The sequence below is a fragment of the Aeribacillus sp. SP014 genome (assembly GCF_054055575.1).
Genome location: NZ_JBSRXI010000001.1, coordinates 1,056,812 through 1,073,267 on the forward strand (window position 1 = coordinate 1,056,812; position 16,456 = coordinate 1,073,267).

13 protein-coding genes are annotated in these 16,456 nt (G+C 39.6%); 9 read left to right on the forward strand and 4 right to left on the reverse strand.

Features of this window, described 5'->3' with window-relative positions:
* The first annotated feature begins 2 nt into the window (after positions 1-2).
* From ACVIJU_RS05235 to ACVIJU_RS05250, 4 genes are read left to right on the forward strand one after another with little or no spacing between them, the layout of a single operon-like run.
* On the forward strand, positions 3-290 hold the full coding sequence (locus tag ACVIJU_RS05235) for a hypothetical protein (RefSeq protein ID WP_456687959.1): 288 nt from the start codon (positions 3-5) through the stop codon (positions 288-290).
* Positions 193-636, forward strand: coding sequence for an ABC transporter permease (locus ACVIJU_RS05240; protein ID WP_456687356.1), 444 nt, complete (start codon positions 193-195; stop codon positions 634-636). The genes ACVIJU_RS05235 and ACVIJU_RS05240 overlap by 98 nt, the downstream gene beginning before the upstream one ends.
* Positions 637-662: 26 nt before the next feature.
* Positions 663-2,216 (forward strand): HAL/PAL/TAL family ammonia-lyase, encoded by a 1,554-nt coding sequence (locus ACVIJU_RS05245; RefSeq protein WP_456687357.1) that lies wholly within the window; start codon positions 663-665, stop codon positions 2,214-2,216.
* Complete coding sequence (locus ACVIJU_RS05250; protein ID WP_456687358.1) at positions 2,216-3,460, forward strand: allantoate amidohydrolase; 1,245 nt, start codon at positions 2,216-2,218, stop codon at positions 3,458-3,460. Before ACVIJU_RS05245 ends, ACVIJU_RS05250 begins: the two co-directional genes overlap by 1 nt.
* 778 nt (positions 3,461-4,238) lie before the next feature.
* Here ACVIJU_RS05250 and ACVIJU_RS05255 read toward each other — a convergent pair.
* Positions 4,239-5,948, reverse strand: coding sequence for an NADPH-dependent assimilatory sulfite reductase hemoprotein subunit (locus tag ACVIJU_RS05255; protein ID WP_456687359.1), 1,710 nt, complete (start codon positions 5,946-5,948; stop codon positions 4,239-4,241).
* 1,200 nt (positions 5,949-7,148) lie between these two features.
* Here ACVIJU_RS05255 and ACVIJU_RS05260 point away from each other — a divergent pair.
* Positions 7,149-8,201: a 2,3-butanediol dehydrogenase gene (locus ACVIJU_RS05260; RefSeq protein ID WP_456687360.1), complete on the forward strand. Its 1,053-nt coding sequence runs from the start codon at positions 7,149-7,151 to the stop codon at positions 8,199-8,201.
* Positions 8,202-8,440: 239 nt separating this feature from the next.
* Here the strand turns inward: ACVIJU_RS05260 and ACVIJU_RS05265 are convergent, their stop codons facing one another.
* Positions 8,441-9,532 (reverse strand): class II aldolase/adducin family protein, encoded by a 1,092-nt coding sequence (locus ACVIJU_RS05265; protein ID WP_456687361.1) that lies wholly within the window; start codon positions 9,530-9,532, stop codon positions 8,441-8,443.
* 43 nt (positions 9,533-9,575) lie between these two features.
* The gene (locus tag ACVIJU_RS05270) at positions 9,576-10,802 is read right to left on the reverse strand and encodes a zinc-dependent alcohol dehydrogenase (RefSeq protein WP_066247371.1); all 1,227 of its coding nucleotides are present in this window, start codon (positions 10,800-10,802) and stop codon (positions 9,576-9,578) included.
* Positions 10,803-10,893: 91 nt separating this feature from the next.
* Between ACVIJU_RS05270 and ACVIJU_RS05275 the strand changes: the two genes are divergently transcribed.
* On the forward strand, positions 10,894-11,493 hold the full coding sequence (locus ACVIJU_RS05275; RefSeq protein ID WP_456687362.1) for a lysophospholipid acyltransferase family protein: 600 nt from the start codon (positions 10,894-10,896) through the stop codon (positions 11,491-11,493).
* 603 nt (positions 11,494-12,096) lie between these two features.
* Here ACVIJU_RS05275 and ACVIJU_RS05280 read toward each other — a convergent pair.
* Complete coding sequence (locus ACVIJU_RS05280) at positions 12,097-12,516, reverse strand: hypothetical protein (protein WP_456687363.1); 420 nt, start codon at positions 12,514-12,516, stop codon at positions 12,097-12,099.
* A 677-nt stretch (positions 12,517-13,193) separates the two neighbouring features.
* On the opposite strand from ACVIJU_RS05280, the gene ACVIJU_RS05285 reads away from it, so the two are divergent.
* The 3 genes from ACVIJU_RS05285 (at position 13,194) to ACVIJU_RS05295 (ending at position 16,448) form a co-directional block, all read left to right on the forward strand.
* On the forward strand, positions 13,194-14,078 hold the full coding sequence (locus ACVIJU_RS05285; RefSeq protein ID WP_456687364.1) for a diacylglycerol/lipid kinase family protein: 885 nt from the start codon (positions 13,194-13,196) through the stop codon (positions 14,076-14,078).
* A gap of 991 nt (positions 14,079-15,069) precedes the next feature.
* Positions 15,070-15,588, forward strand: coding sequence for a general stress protein (locus ACVIJU_RS05290; protein WP_094244531.1), 519 nt, complete (start codon positions 15,070-15,072; stop codon positions 15,586-15,588).
* A 29-nt stretch (positions 15,589-15,617) separates the two neighbouring features.
* The gene (locus ACVIJU_RS05295) at positions 15,618-16,448 is read left to right on the forward strand and encodes a DUF1835 domain-containing protein (RefSeq protein ID WP_456687365.1); all 831 of its coding nucleotides are present in this window, start codon (positions 15,618-15,620) and stop codon (positions 16,446-16,448) included.
* Positions 16,449-16,456: the final 8 nt, after the last annotated feature.

Here is a 16,456-nt window from a genome sequence, read left to right on the forward strand (position 1 = left end):
CTATGGTAAATTATATTACTAATTATTATGACACTATTTTGGCGCTGTTTCTTGATCACCTTCGCTTGACGTTTGGTGCGCTGGCAATTGCCCTATTATTTGCTCTTCCAGTAGGTTATCTTTTGACTCGCTGGAAGAGTCTTTCTGTACTGGTATTGTCAATATTTGGGAATTATTTATGTTATTCCCAGCATGGCATTTTTTGCTTTGCTCATTCCTTTTTTAGGATTGGGCATGAAGCCGGCTATCTTTGCGCTTGTCGCTTACAGTCAGCTGATTTTGGTGCGTAATGTAATGGTTGGTTTTCAATCAATTGATCAAGCGATTATTGAGGCGGGTAAGGGAATGGGGCTTAATTGGTTTCATTTATTTTGGAAAATAGAGTTGCCTCTAGCGTTGCCAATTATTCTTGGCGGCGTACGGATTGCAGCTGTTGCGATTATTGGCATTGGAACGATTGCAGCATGGATAAACGCCGGCGGCTTAGGAGTTCTTTTATTTGAAGGTCTTTACCAAAATTCAACTCATAAGATTATCATTGGGACTATACTCGTTTCCACCTTAGCGCTCATAACGAACTATATTTTGTTAAGACTTGAGAACCGTTTGGCATTAAAAGCGAAAGGGCAACTATAAAACATTCATAAAAGAGAGGGTTTTTCATGGGGCAACAAACAATTATCCTCGATGGTAAGTCACTCACGATTCAACAAGTTGCTCAAGTTGCTGAACAAAAGGCTGAAGTAGAAATCAGCCAGGAGGCTATGGAACGGCTTCGTGCTGCCAGAGAGTTAGTGTTGAATTGGGATTCGGTCCATGCCCCTGTTTATGGATTTAATACAGGGGTTGGGATTAATAAAGATCGTCAGGTGCATGAAAAACAATATGAGCAATTCAATAGAAGTTTAATTTTTTCCCACTGTATTGGTGTAAAGCCGGAAGCAGATGAGAAGACGGTCAGAGCCGCGATGCTCATTCGTTTAAATACATTGTTATTAGGTTATACCGGCGTACAGCCGGAAATAGCACAAATGTACAAACGCTTTTTAAATGAGGGAATTCATCCGGTCATACCAGAAAGAGCCTCTGTTGGGGTAGCGGATTTGGGAAATCTAGCTCATATCGGATTAGCTATGATCGGCGAGGGAGAAGTCATTTATCGGGGAAAAAGAATGAATGCAAGCGAGGCGCTGAAGAAGGCGGGCATAAAATCGATAGTTCTCGGTCCGAAAGATGGCTTAGCCATTGCCAGCTCTAATGCTTTTGCTGCAGCCAAGGCATCGCTGCTGCTGAATGAAGTTAAACAATTAATCGACTTGTCCGACATTGTATTTGCTCTTTCTCTCGAAGGGTTGAACGGCAATATTTCCCCTTTAGATGAGTCTGTTTTAAGAATACGGCCTTTCCCTGGAAATTTAGCAAGTGCCGGATTAATAAAGGCTTGTCTTGAAGGAAGCTATTTGTCGTTGCAGCACTTAAATCGGCCGCTTCAGGATCCGCTAAGCTTCAGAGGAGCTTTTGCCGTGCACGGCGCTGTTAGGGATGCGATCGATTATACTGAACAAAATCTGCTCATACAATTAAATTCAAGCGATGATAATCCATGTGTTCTGGTGGATGAACAGCGGATATTGTCATGTTCCAATTACGAAGTAACGACTTGGGTGCTGGCAATTGAAATGCTTGGACAGGCTCTTGCACATTTGTCCAAAATATCTTGTTTCCGTACGATCAAATTGTCATCACCCAATTTTTCAGGACTGCCGCGCTTTTTATCTCCTGATAATGGCCAAAACGTATTGGCTTTTAGTACAATTCAAAAAACCTTTGCGGCGCTTGACGCAGAAATTCGCCATCTGTCTAATCCAATAAATGCTGATTTTATAGCGTTATCAGGGGAAATTGAAGATCATGCCAACAATTCTGTTCAAGTGGTTGACAAAACAGCAAAAATGGTTGATAACTTGTATTACATTTTGGGAATAGAAGCGATGCATGCTGCTCAGGCGATTGATTTGAGAAAAGATATAAGTCTTGGTCATGGAACGGAAGTGGCATATAAGATGATCAGGCAGGAAGTCCCTTTTTTAGATGCTGACAGAAACCTGTCAGTTGATATTGAGAAAATGTACAAGTTGTTGAAGTCAGGAGAAATTTGCCGTGCAGTAAGAGACAAATTAGGGGGAAATTTGTTGGGGCGTTATGAGGTGTCATAATGATCAAGATTAATGTACAGCGATTAATGAAACATATAAAAGATTTGAGTAAATTTGGTCACGACCCTAATGGAGGCGTGACCAGATTTCCTTTTACAGCCGAGGAACGCGAAGCTAAACAATACATAGTACACTTGATGAAACAAATAGGCTTAGAGATTTACGAAGATGAAATAGGAAATTTATTCGGAAAACGTGTAGGCACTGATTCTGCTTTGCCGTCAATTTTAATCGGCTCCCACTTGGATACTGTGAAAAATGGCGGGATGTTTGATGGTGCCCTAGGGGTATTAGCCGGTATAGAAATATTACAGACGATGATGGAGCAAGGCATTCAAACGAGGCATTCCATTTCAGTTGCGGCATTTACTGATGAAGAAGGAGTGCGATTCTCAACCGGTATGCTTGGCAGCCGGGCATTGACGGGGGAATTGCAAGAAGAAGAGCTGTTTCAGTATAAGGATGAAAATGGCATAAGCATTGCTGATGCGATGGTGCAATGTGGATATAATCCGAAATTAGTGCACCGCGCGCGACGTTGCTCTGAAGAATTCAAAGCTTTTCTCGAGCTGCATATTGAACAAGGAAAAGTGCTTGAAAGTGAACAAGCACCTGTAGGAATCGTTACTGGCATTGTAGGTGTCAAATGGTTAAAGGTAACCATTAGAGGAGAAGAGGGACATGCAGGAACGACACCAATGGCGATGCGAAAAGATCCAGTTACAGTAGCCGCCCGCTTAATTGATTTTGTGGAACAAAAAGCACAGCAGAGCGACGGATTGCGAGCAACCGTTGGAAGTATCCGCGTGTTCCCCGGGAGTATAAACGTTATTCCGCGTGAAGTGGAATTATTTTTCGATATTCGTCATCTATCTTGGGAGCTTATTTGTCAAATGGAAGATGATATCCAAATGTTTTTATCTGCATGCTGCAATACAAAAGGCATGACTTTTACAGTAGAAGCGACTCATGAGCTAAAACCGGTTAGCTGCTCTCCTGTATTAATCGAAGCGATACAAACAGCAGCGAAACGAACAGGGACAAAATTTCTGATGCTGCCAAGCGGAGCGGCTCATGATGCTATGATATTAGCTTCTTTAACAAAAATCGGAATGGTATTTGTCCGGTCAAAAGACGGCATCAGCCATAGTCCATTAGAGTGGTCGGATGCTGATGATATTGAAGCAGCCGCCAATATACTGCTGCACGCTCTTTTAGATATCGCAGAAGCTGAAAAAATGTGAAAAGATAACATGATCTATAGAGATTTTTTAACAATTTAGGTTTTTGCCGACGAGTAAATAGTTAGAATATCATTTAGGTTAAAGTTGCAAAAAATCGTATATAGATTTTCTTCTCGGCTGACGGCTTCTTCGCCTTTGGCAGTCCGCTTAAAGCCTCTGAAACCCAACGCTTAGTTCATGGAAAGAGGCCGCTCAGCAAGGAGAACAAATCATCCAGCCATGCGAAGCGGCCTGAAGAAGCTGCTCAATGCATCGCTTTATGGTGAACAGAAAAAACACATTTCTATGGAAGCGGATCTATCATTATTTCTAATAAGATTGTCGATACAACACTTGCGCTCTTGGTGATCTTCGCTTCGGTGTGCCTCGGACTCATTTAGCTTCTTTTGAGAGTCCTTAAAAAATAATTTGTTTTTTCCTCTTGTCATCATCATTCGAAACTATCTTCTTTACCACACTTGATTTATTCTAGGTGCAAAAGCCTTTAAAGCCGCCCCGGTATGGAGCGGCCATGTTGTTTTTTTGATCTTTCTCTGCGTATGAATACGTAATTTAGCATGCCAAATTTCTGCTGCAATCCAGTTCCGGCAGGTTGGTCACAGCACTTTCAACGAGAATAACAGTCAGCTTGCTGGAAACGTAAAACTTGAAAGCTAATACACAAACTGCTTAGCGGCAGGTACGGCTGTCATTGTGACTGATCACTTGCATTCGGGGGAATGCGTTCTCGGATCAGACCCGGTAAATATCGTCACAACTTGTCTGTTCTTATAAAAGTTTATGACTGCTCGGTCTTGACATTGCGGAACCGATTCAAGCCGACGCGGCGGCAAAAGCTGCCGAAATCCTCACCAGGCTCACGCTCGCGAACGAACGCCTCGAGTACAGGTCGGACGGTGTCGACCAGTTGATCGAACGGTACAGTTTCCGTGAATCGTTCGTTTAGTGCTGTGCCGAGTGAATTTCCGCCTAAAAAAATATCATACTTGCCAGGTGCACGGCCGATAAAAGCGATGTTGGCGTTGTACGGGCGCGCACAGCCGTTTGAGCACCCAGTCATGCGGACGGTGATGGTCTCGTCCGAGAGGCCAAGCTCATGAAACAGCTGCTCAAACTGTGGCAACAGATCGGGCAGAGCCCGCTCCGACTCGGCCAGCGCAAGTCCGCAGGTCGGCAGGGCTACACATGCCATTGTATTTTTTCGGACTGTTGATAGCTCATGTGGAAGCGGCACTCCCGCAGAGCGCAATCGCTCTTCAATCGCCGGTCGAAATTCGTCTGGAATGCCGCTCAGGATCACATTTTGCTGCGTGGTGAGGCGAACGGTCGGACGAAATTCGCGCACAATGTTTTGAAGTGCCGATTTCAATTTCATGGTTTCAGTATCTTTAATACGACCATATGGAACGAACAGGCCAAGGTAGCTTATCCCGTCACGCTCACGGTGCCAGCCGAGATGGTCGTGCCCGTTGTGCCATTCCAGCTTTCTTGGTGGCTCTAAAGTACGCCCAAGCCTTGTCTCAACCTCTTGCCGGAACCAATCCAGTCCTCGCCGGTCGATTAAATATTTCATGCGGGCAAAACGGCGGTTTGAGCGATCTCCGAAGTCCCGTTCGATGGTCACAATGGCTACGCAAGTATCAAGGATTGTGTCTACGACATCCTTCCTGGGCACATAGCAAAGCGGACTCGCCAGCCTCGGATAAGTTGTCTGAACGACCGCCGTTCGCCCCATACCGCCGCCTACCAGCACAGTATAGCCAGCAACGTGTCCGTTCTCGATATGTGCCACAAGTCCGATGTCATTGTCGTACACATCGATGCAGTTATCTCCTTCCGGTACCATCGCAACCTTGAACTTGCGTGGTAGGTATACATCACCGTACAGCGGCTCCTCAGTCTCTCCATCAGAAAGCTGAACCGGTTCGCCGTCAAGCCAGATTTCGTGATACGCATTCGTCTTAGGACTCAGCCGATCAGTCAGTGCAAGCAGATCCTCCCGCATCTCGGCGCGGAACGGCTCATCGCCCGGCTTTGCGCAACAGATGATGTTCCGCCCCGAATCGCCGCAGGCGCCAAGTGTTGTGATTAGTGATTCGTTCAGCCTTTTTATGGTAGCCTTCAAGTTCCCTTTCAGTATGCCGTGAAGCTGGATGGTTTGACGCGTCGTAATGCGCAGCGTCCCGTATTCCGAATATTCATCGGCCAAGCGATCGAACACCAAATATTGATCCGGATTCAACACCCCGCCTGGTATTCGGGCACGCACCATCATCGAGTAATGCTTCTCTTTGCCTTCTTTCAAAAGCTTGTGCCGCAAATCCCGGTCGTCCTGCTGGTAAACACCGTGAAACTTCAATACCTGTACATTTTCTTCCGAAAACATCGGTTTGCCATCTTGAAGAGTTTCCTTGATTGTCCCCCGTAAATAGCGGCTTTGTCGCTTAATCACTTCGATTTTTGATTCTTTTTTGTTTTGAGTAGACAAATACAATCACTCCTCCCTGAATTCTGATTTGTTTACTATGATATAAAGAAAAAGACGAAAACACACCATCCAAAAGGACGTCAATTTGACCCATCCACTACAAAACTTGTTATATTTTTCAGCCGATCTATATGGTGAGCAGTTAGGAGCAGTCATCAAGAAAGGAGGCGTCTCCATACTGGGAAATGTGTGCGGATCAGATTCAGGATTTGTGAAATCTGCGTTTGCAGGATCAGGGAGAAAATCGATCTAGAGGATACAGATTTAATTAACACGCAAAAAAATAAACGAATGGAATTTCTTTTTTTGTTGTAAAAGTCAGGATAAACATGGTTCTTACGTTCGATAACGCAGAGCTAAAAATACTTATTTGTACACTCATTTTCTCCATTAACCCCCTTCCCATCACCAAGATTGAGTAAGAACCATAAACATGTACATTTTTTACTGTTTAAGAGTGTACATGTTTACTCGTTTTCTTTTTCTCTTTAAGTGATTTTGATATGTACAATATTAATCAAGGTCGCGCATTATCCAATCTCTTTTATGCATTCTTAAACTAGCATTTCATTTCTGCCGATTCACCCCGCACCTTTAAATGTAATGAAGGGGAGAGGAATCAGGTTTTTTTATCATGATATTCTTGAAATACCTTCCTATATTGTAATAAAATGAAAATAGATTCATAGAACTTTAGTTCTATCAGGAGGTGGGATTTGGAAAAACTTAGGACTTTTGAAATGTGGTCAGGGAAATGAGAATTTCCTTTTTCAATCGGCATGATCCGGTAAGAAAGGGAATTTGCAAACCCTAAAACCTGTGAAAAATGTGCTTGCCCTCATAACAGTGTGTGCATGCTGCAGACAGCTGGCAGAAAACTATATGATTGATCAAATATCACTAAATTCAGGTAAAGAGGCATTTGGCAAATAGAACATTTGAAAGAAGAGGGCTGACTTTTATAATGAGATATTTTTGTAATTTAAGGCTTAAGCTGACCTCATGATCATGGTAGTAATTGCCGCATGACAAATATGCCCCTGTTCCATGAAGCTTGTACATATCATAGTTTGAAAAAGAGCCAATCACAAAATAAGCAATTTCTTTTATAAAATAATTTCGAATTTTTTCGATATGATAAAAATAGGACTAAATAATGATACAATGAAAGCGATTATAAAATTTGGGAGGGGAAATGAAATGAAAGCAGCAAGATGGCACAACGCTAGAGACATTCGAGTAGAGGAAGTAGAAGAACCGAAAGCAGGGAAAGGAAAAGTAAAAATTAAAGTAGAATGGGCAGGAATTTGCGGAAGCGATTTACATGAATATGCGGCAGGTCCAATTTTTGTTCCTGTTCAAGAGCCTCATCCTGTCAGTAAAGATGTGGCGCCTATTATCATGGGCCACGAATTTTCTGGTCAAGTAGTTGAAGTTGGAGAAGGCGTTACGAAAGTAAAGGTTGGGGATCCTGTCGTTGTAGAACCTATTCTTCGCTGTGGAGAATGCCCAGCTTGTAAAAAAGGTAAGTACAATCTTTGCGAATCTTTAGGATTCCACGGTTTATCCGGTGGCGGCGGCGGATTCTCTGAGTATACTGTCGTTGATGAGCATATGGTGCATAAAATGCCTGAAGGTCTTTCTTATGAACAAGGAGCATTGGTGGAGCCTGCGGCTGTAGCCTTGCATGCTGTTAGATTAAGCAAAATCAAACCTGGTGATAAAGCCGCTGTGTTTGGAACAGGTCCTATAGGTCTTCTTGTGATTGAAGCATTAAAAGCAGCTGGCGCTTCAGAAATTTATGCAGTAGAAGTTTCCAAAGAACGTTTGCAAAAAGCGAAAGAACTCGGTGCTACATCTGTCATCAATCCAATAGAGGAAGATCCGGTTCAAAAGCTTCATGAATTAACCGATGGCGGAGTCGACGTTGCGTTTGAAGTAACGGGAATACCGGCTGTTTTACAACAAGCTATTGACAGCACTGCATTTGAAGGAGAAACAGTCATCGTTAGCATATGGGAAAAAGAAGCGGGCATTCAGCCAAATAATATCGTATTAAAAGAAAGAAACGTAAAAGGAATTATTGCATACCGTGATATCTTCCCTGCTGTAATGGAATTAATGAAACGAGGCTACTTCCAAGCAGAAAAACTCGTTACGAAACGAATTAAGCTAAATGATATAGTAGCAGAAGGATTTGAAACGCTGATAAAAGAAAAAGACCAAGTGAAAATTTTGGTAAAACCAGAATAAACATTTAAACAGAGTAGGGAGAAAACGGTGCGGACAAGCTGAAGCTTCAATAGATGGATGCAATGCGAAAAACGCGTGCACCGTTTGGCAAGCAGGGAGAAAGTTGCAGGGGATTTGCCGATGCTTGAAAATATATACAAACAAATAAGTAAGGTTAAATCCCCTCTCTCTATCCAAATTTTTTCATGAGCCTTTATCATTCCATAAAAATTCCGTTGGTTCAAAAACATGTAAATACGTTAAGACATCGGTACTTGAGGGATAATTTTGCCTTCGATACGTTCAAAGATGTCATCTAAATCAGCGCCAGTTATGGTTAGTCCATGGTTTTTAAGACCAATAATAGCTTTAGAAGGCTCTTTTGAAATTCGGACAAGTTCAGCCACCGTTTTTGCAAGTTCAATTGTTCCACAAGGATAGTTAATTTCTGTAGCCTTTATGCCGTCCATCCAAGCATGAACATGTACAATCGCTCCTACCTCCGGGTGTTCTTTATAAATCATCCAGTGCTCAATAGCGTCGACAGATGCCCTTTTTGGTGTTATATTCGGGGGAACGCTTACTTTCATGGCATTTTTATCAGGATCATATCCACTTATTAAGAGAAAATCTTCACCAACTGTTTTCATATTTGCTTTGTTAATTCCGCTTGCACTCATCCAAAAGCTTTCACTGTCCCGTCTGGCACTGAGGTTTCCATAGCTTAGTCCTCCTAATCCGTAAAGTTTTTTTAAATGGCGAAGATCACGAGGTGTAAGATATTCTTCCAATGGAAATGGAGCGGGAAGTAAATTCATGCGGTCAAGCTTTTTTCCGGATTCGCTTAATGATCTCGTAATCTCATCTCCGTTCCACATCTCTTCCGGAAGATCATCATAAAAATTATTGTCAATGACTAACTGCGAAGCTGCGAGCGGTTCCAATCTTTCAAAAATTTGTTTAAAAAATGTTGCTTCTTCTCCTTTTCTATACTCCAATTTATAAAAACCTTGTTCAGGTGTAAGAAAATAAATATCTGTTGTTTCATTATCGTTATGTAAGATATACATTAAATGATTTGCTAAAGACCTGATTAAATACGGATAGGCTGATTTGTGTATGTTTTCGGATTTTTCCGATGTTTCCATAACAGAAACGACAAACGTTGCTTGGGCCTTTCTTCGGTAGGGCCGTGGTTTTTCAGGATCAATAAAATGAAACACAAGTTTTATATTTTCTTCAGGAATGTGATAAAACATATAGCCTCTTGATATAAACTCCTTTTTTATTCCTTCCGCAAGCCAATTTAAAAAGGGAGTTTGCTTGTTTCCATTCATTGTAAAAGTTTTCACGCTGTTTCCCTCCAAACTAGTGTTTTTGTATGAAAAATAGAATTTAAGGTTCTAAAACTACCTTAATGATGGAACCTTTCCTTTTGTTAATAACAGTGCTCAAGGCATCACGGTAATTTTCCAGAGGAAAACGATGTGTTACCAATGGCGATAAATCCACCTTTCCATTGCGCATTAATTCAATGGCAATTTGTAACGTTCGCATCTTCTTTTCTTGATATTCATCGGTACTGTATGCAAAGCTTCCTTTAATATCCAGCTCATTAAGCCAAACGGTTGTGCAATCGACACCGTCAATGATTCCTGCTAAACCTAATAGAACGATTTTTCCTCCATGTCTAGCAAAACGGAGCGCGTCATTTATGCTTTGCTTATTGCCGACACATTCAAAAATAAGGTCGGCTCCACCTTGTACAACCGGATCGCCAAAGATCGGCTCTAACACGCTTGCATAAAGAGATTTGGCCGTTTCGTAAATATAATTTTTATTTTTTGTAAGATAAATGATTGCATCTGCACCATAGCGGGAAGCAAGCTGTGCTTGAAAGGCGTGTTTTGCCAAAATGACAATTCGGCAGGGAATTTCAAGCGCTCTCATCGCGGCGACAACGCAAATCCCTATTGTACCGGCTCCAATGACAAGTACCGTATCATCCTTTTTCGGACGATTTCGCAAAACCGCATGCAGGGCACAGCTAAAAGGCTCTACCAACACACCATTAAAATCATTTACATTATCAGGAAGCTTCAAAACTTGACTTTTATGGGCAACAAGATAAGATCCCCAGCTTCCACCGCTGTCACGGCAAGTGCCTATTAACATCCCTGGTGAAATTTCTCCTTCGGTCATAAAATTGCAAAGATTATAATCACCCTGCCGGCAATTAGGGCAAGGGTCTGCAATTCCTCTTGTTATACATGATAATATTGGGTCAATGACTACCCGGTCACCCACTTGAATGTTTTCCACTTTTGAACCAACTTCTTCAATCGTTCCTACCACTTCATGTCCAATCGTAAATGGAAAAGACGCAAACGGAGAAGTAGTTGGACTGTCCTTTAAAAGAACAAGATTTAAGTCGCTTCCACAGATTCCTCCGTATTTTACCTTTACTTTTACCCATTCATCGTTTGGAAGTTTCGGGACTTCTACACGGCGAAATCGAAGGCAGGATAATCTGGAGTTCCAATAAAAAGATTTTGAAACTTTACCCATCATTTTGCTTAAGACATACCGAGGCATGCTGTATTCAAATTGAATGGAGTTCATTTTTGCATCACCTCCCTTACATGGAATATTTTTATTAATTAGAGTGAAAAATATACATAAAACAACGTTTTTCTTATAAGGTATGAGAAGTATGTTCTATACAAGTATGAAATGGCTTTCCAAAATAATCTTATGTTTCATTTTTCGAATTGAAGTCATTGGTATAGAAAATTTTCCTAAAACTGGCCCAGTCATTGTGGCAGCAAGCCATACAAGCAATTATGATCCTGTTATTCTTTTCAGTATCTTTAATCGAAAAATTCATTTTTTAGCAAAAAAGGAACTGTTTCAGAGACGTATGACCAATTGGCTTTTTCAAAAACTTCATGCTATTCCTGTTGATCGCCAAAGTGGAATGGTCATTCGTCCAGTCCGACGTTCCTTAAAGGTGATTGAAAATGGGGAAGTGTTTGGAATTTTCCCTGAAGGTAAAAGATGTAAAAATGGGGAAAGTGTCAATCCGAAAAAAAGGGGTAGCTTTTTCGGGTTAAAAACAGGAGCGCCTGTTCTTCCGGTTGCGATTATTTGTCTAGATGCGAAAAAGTGGATTCGAAAGCCAGTAAAAAAAGTTGTTGTTGGGCCAATGATGTATTTAGATGAACTTGAAAGTTCCATTTATACTGCATTTGCTGAGGCTGTTATGAAACTTATGATGGTGTTGCAGCAATCAAAAAAGGTTAGTCTCCCATAGCTAGAACTGATTTAGCAGGAAGAAATCAAAAATTTCCTCGAAATCTAACAGGAGGAACGGCATAGAAGCTACCATCGAAACTCAGCGAATGTGTTTGTAAATGGCTACATTTAACCATATTATTATATTAAAAAAGGGGAAAAGGGATTCTTCCTTTCCAAACAGGAGACTGCCCTATCTATCTTGCATTACACACAAAATTCTTGACGGTACCGTAAAGGACGTAAACGACATTTAGTTAGCAAATATTGATGATAACGATAACATCAAAATTTTTTTGTACTAATAAAAATAGAATGCCAAGCCATTATTAGTGTAAAAACCACTCTCCGATCAGTACTTGAAGCAAATCAGTACTCTTTTTCCACCGCTTAATCCTGTTAAGCGTAAATCCAAACAAAAGGCGGCAGATCAGAATAAAAATTGTTGCTTTGGAACAAGCCGCAAAACACTTAACGGATGGATAAATGGAAATTATATGTGGTAGCAGGAAATTAAATCAAGGGGTGTACAATAGTATAGCTTCAATATAAGCGGAGCAAATTTTCAAGCAAAAAACGGGCAACTCCATAAGGAAGCTGTCGACCGCATAAATGTATTAACTTAAGAAAACGGAAATGAAAAACGACGAATCCTTGAAAACGGGAATCGGAATCTCCTAAATCTCCGAAAACGAAATGGGAAATGCCCAAACCCTCCGAATCCACCGAAAGGAGATCCGAATCCACCAAAGCCAAATTGTCTTTCTTCTTCGTTATCTTCTTCTCGTTGGTCGCCAATAGGTACTAATAAATAGGCATGATCATTATCGGCTTTATCAATAATGCCATCATACATTTTTCCATCGTCCATTTCCAGCAAGACGTAATAATGCTTATGTCTTTTGCGAAAATCATGCTTGCTCACATGGTGATCATAATGATCCCGATAATGCATATTTTCTTCGTACGGCTCCTGAGGATTCGCATATGGAACTTGTTGAACTAGGTTATAAGCATAGTTCAAGTTATAATCATATTGCATATTGATTTCTCCTTTCCTGAAATTCGATTATATTGTATTCACCTAATTTTTCTTTGCTACAAAAAATAACATTTTATTGGATATGTCAAGCAATCATCCCTTTTGCAACATAAGACAGCTCCTTCAATCTATGTCTCATTCATTTTTTCTGCAAAGATAGTAAAGAAGTTTTTTCTTTTGTCTTTTGTTACTCATCAAAAAATTTTTTAAAGGATTGCCAGTAAACTTAGGAAAAAACAAAGATCAATTCCTTGTATTTCAAGTGATAGCCGACGATCATTGGGGATTTTTCACATTGACAGCATAAATGGAGTTGTGTGAATAGATTCCTGCAAATAGGAGAAAATTGTAATAAAATAGATAGAGAATTTACAAAAAACTTGGCAAGACAGTGCATGGGAACATCTTTCATTTGAATGTGCAAACGAGATGAATGTATCAACGGATTGGTAACCAAGCAGGAAAGTGGTTGAACCGCTTAATCGGCAAACAAGCAGTTGTTGCTTTCTAATCCATCTAGAAAACTTCCGACAACCTTCTTCTGTACAAGAAGCTTCATCGAGAAACACCCACCTCTAAACGAAGTGAATGTGGAGATGATAAAACCATGCCAAATAAAACGGTTTTGGCATAATATATAAAACTTTCATATCTTTAATAAAGGAAAGATCTTTAGTATGTATTATTTTATCGTCAATAAAATCTCAGGAAACGGAAAAGGATTAAAAGTTTGGAAAAAGACTGAAAAGTTGCTGCAAGAAAAACAGATAAATTATCAAGCGCGCTTTACCAATCGTCCAAAACATGCAGCAGAAATTGCTAAGGAGTTGTCTTCTGAAAAATGTTATGCTGTTGTAGCCGTAGGAGGAGATGGTACAATCCATGATGTTGCTAACGGGTTAATCAATTCGAATATACCTTTGGGTGTTATTCCTGCAGGATCGGGAAACGATTTTGCAAGGGCTCTTGATATACCAAAGGACTATAAAAAGGCATTAAAACGTATTTTAATGGGAAAACAAAGAAAAATTGATATTGGAAGAATTGGCAACGAATACTTCATTACTGTAATGGGGATCGGTTTTGACGGTAAAGTCGCCGAGATAAACAATGGCTCGAAATATAAAAATTGGCTGAATTTTATTAGATTAGGTAATCTTTCATATGGACTTAGCTTCTTGCATGTTTTATTAAAATATCGTCCTGTCAGCATTCAATTAATGGTTGATGGGGAGAAACTAGTTTTTTGTAATGTATGGTTAATTGCAATTGCCAATATCTCAAACTATGGCGGAGGTATTAAAATATGTCCAGATGCTTGTTATAATGATGGACTATTTGACATTTGTATAGTACACGGCATGAATAAATGGGAGCTGTTGCGCACTTTTCCAAAGGCGTTTAAAGGCAAACATATACTACATCCTGGTGTAACCATGATAACAGGAAAACAAGTGGAAGTTATCTCCGAATTACCTGTTATTGTGCAAGGAGATGGTGAGATTCTCACTAAAACTCCGATGAGTGTGACGATTCAAAGAGGTGGGTTGCTTATCATTTAAATAGTGGCCGGTCATTGTAAAGATTAATGATCTTAGTGAGAACACGAATTAGGTATTTCTGTTTAGGAAGTCATTCATCATAATTAGTATAAAATGGAAAAACAATTTAATACACATGCATTCCAAGTCTTTTCTTGTTAACTTATAAGGGATGTAAATGTCTCTCAATAAAAAGAATTTCTTAAGATAGCTTTATTATCAATTTGAAAATTGGGGAATTATAAAATCGTTATTAGACTTTAAATGCAAAAAGTTATTTACTGAATGTTTGTAAATATAATAAATTTTAATCTTTTCAACATTGCAGATATATTAGTTTTAGGCCAAAAAAACAGTCAGGATATTAAAATTTTTGGAAGATGTGGCGAGTTTCTGATATTTTTCGTACAAGTTTGTATTTTTTCTCAGAGTTCATGAGCGTTTGTACATTTGATTTCGCTAACGAACTGTTTGATGATTACAGCTTACTCATAACGCATTTTTTATGGATTTTAGTCTATTACTATATTAATCTGTGTCTCTTTTTTAATCTAACTTTATTTAGAACGAGAATATGTTCGTGGATCCAAAATAATGTTTTGCTCACTTCTCATTGTAAAATTGTTGCAATTTAAATTATTTGCCAATAAATAGTTTGAAGAGAAGGCTCTTGATCGTTCAATCAAAAAATAGGTGAAGTAAAAAAATGGTAAAACATTTTCATGGAAAAGGGCAATGAATCAATTCAGAGTTTTAACCCATTTTTTATTAGAAAATAAAGTACCTTAGTCAATTTTTAAACACTGCGATTCAAGTTGTGTCCTAGATGTTGGCAATGGAAAATTAGGATTGTTCGGTGCGAAAAACACATAAAGTTTCTCCGTTAAATATCAAGCAATACAGTATCTAGTGAAACAAAACAAGAGCTGAGACGTATGAAAATGGTGCTATACCGTATTTACATCCTTAACGATTAATCAGCCATCCGAGACGAAGGAACTAGGTGATGCACTTGAGGGGAAAATTGGAGAAGAGATTTTTCTATTTATATACTGGGGAGGCAATGGCAGCAGTAATTTTTTTCATCATTAGTTTCATTTGGAATAAAGTCTTTGCCCATTTGCATTTATATTCGCTGTACTCTTTTTGGATTTCGTTTTTTCTGTTAGAGTTTCTCTTATTTCAGGGTAGTGTGTATTGGTTTGCAAAATGGAAGCGATTAAAAAAAGAAAATACTGCCATAACTCCTGCTTATATCGTCCAGCGATTAAAAAATATAAAGAAATGGAATACACTGTTTATTATCATTTCGCCTTTCATGTTTTTTGTCGATCTAGTCAGATGGTATCCGTTGGTACCTGCAACAGGATTGTACATAGCGGGATTTATTTATGTTTTTGCCATACTTGAGTATATAAACTATTTTCATATTCAGCTTTCATATGACAATTTTTCTGATATGAAGTACCTCTTAAAGTCGAAAAAGCTGAAAAAATCGTGTTTACGTAAAGACTTTGAAAGATTAGGATAAAGTATAAGATAGCGGAAGGAAGATGATAAATGATACATATTCTGCTTGGCGCTTCACCTTCGGGGAGTTTAAAAATGGTCTTAAGGGATTTAGATGTGGAGAAAAAAGAGCGCGTCATTTCTTTTTGGGAAACATTCTCGGTAGGTCCGATCTGGAGACTGCATGAAGACATTGGAAAAGAAGCGAGATTTAATTGGATAAAAAATAATTTGACGGATGCATACAATGAGTTTCATGAGTATGAACAAAACTTTCAAAAAACAGTCAATGAAATAACAGCGATTCCAGAAGGATCACCTATTATGATATGGATTTCTGACAACGCTCATGAACAGACCGGATTGCGATTTGTTTTATATCTATTGAAGAATAAAAATAATGACATCTTCCTCATCAACACGACAAAGGTATATGGCGAGCTTTTTAAGAAACGAAAAGAAAAATATAATGTTTTGGATACAGGTGAAATTCCTCCTGAAAAGCTCCGATTCATATATGAACAAAGTAAAAATGAACCGCCTCTTTCCCAGCATGAAAGAGAGAATTTTGAAAAGGAATGGCTCGCTCTTGCAAATACTCGCGAAGTATTGCGAATTTGGCAAAACGGAACGATACACAGCGTTTCGGAAGATTATTATGATCTTTTCATAATAAACAGAGCGAAAAAGCTGCATAACGAAATGAAGACGAAGGATTTTATGAAATCAGCTAGACTAATCGGTGAAGTACTGGGGCATCTAGACCAATATGTAGGAGATGAATTCTTGGAATATCGGCTAAGAAAGCTGATTGAAAAGAGAGCTTTTGAAATGGAAGGCAGTCTGGAAGCTATGGCCTTCTATAGTGTTAAATTGCGATAGGAAAGTGG

What these genes read in the sequence shown, in the direction of transcription:
- ACVIJU_RS05260 (WP_456687360.1), top strand. Translation starts at nt 7,149, where the DNA reads ATGAAAGCAGCAAGATGGCACAACGCTAGAGACATTCGAGTAGAGGAA.
- ACVIJU_RS05235 (WP_456687959.1), top strand. Translation starts at nt 3, where the DNA reads ATGGTAAATTATATTACTAATTATTATGACACTATTTTGGCGCTGTTT.
- ACVIJU_RS05280 (WP_456687363.1), bottom strand. Translation starts at nt 12,516, where the DNA reads ATGCAATATGATTATAACTTGAACTATGCTTATAACCTAGTTCAACAA.
- ACVIJU_RS05285 (WP_456687364.1), top strand. Translation starts at nt 13,194, where the DNA reads ATGTATTATTTTATCGTCAATAAAATCTCAGGAAACGGAAAAGGATTA.
- ACVIJU_RS05245 (WP_456687357.1), top strand. Translation starts at nt 663, where the DNA reads ATGGGGCAACAAACAATTATCCTCGATGGTAAGTCACTCACGATTCAA.
- ACVIJU_RS05250 (WP_456687358.1), top strand. Translation starts at nt 2,216, where the DNA reads ATGATCAAGATTAATGTACAGCGATTAATGAAACATATAAAAGATTTG.
- ACVIJU_RS05295 (WP_456687365.1), top strand. Translation starts at nt 15,618, where the DNA reads ATGATACATATTCTGCTTGGCGCTTCACCTTCGGGGAGTTTAAAAATG.
- ACVIJU_RS05240 (WP_456687356.1), top strand. Translation starts at nt 193, where the DNA reads ATGGCATTTTTTGCTTTGCTCATTCCTTTTTTAGGATTGGGCATGAAG.
- ACVIJU_RS05275 (WP_456687362.1), top strand. Translation starts at nt 10,894, where the DNA reads ATGTTCTATACAAGTATGAAATGGCTTTCCAAAATAATCTTATGTTTC.
- ACVIJU_RS05270 (WP_066247371.1), bottom strand. Translation starts at nt 10,802, where the DNA reads ATGAACTCCATTCAATTTGAATACAGCATGCCTCGGTATGTCTTAAGC.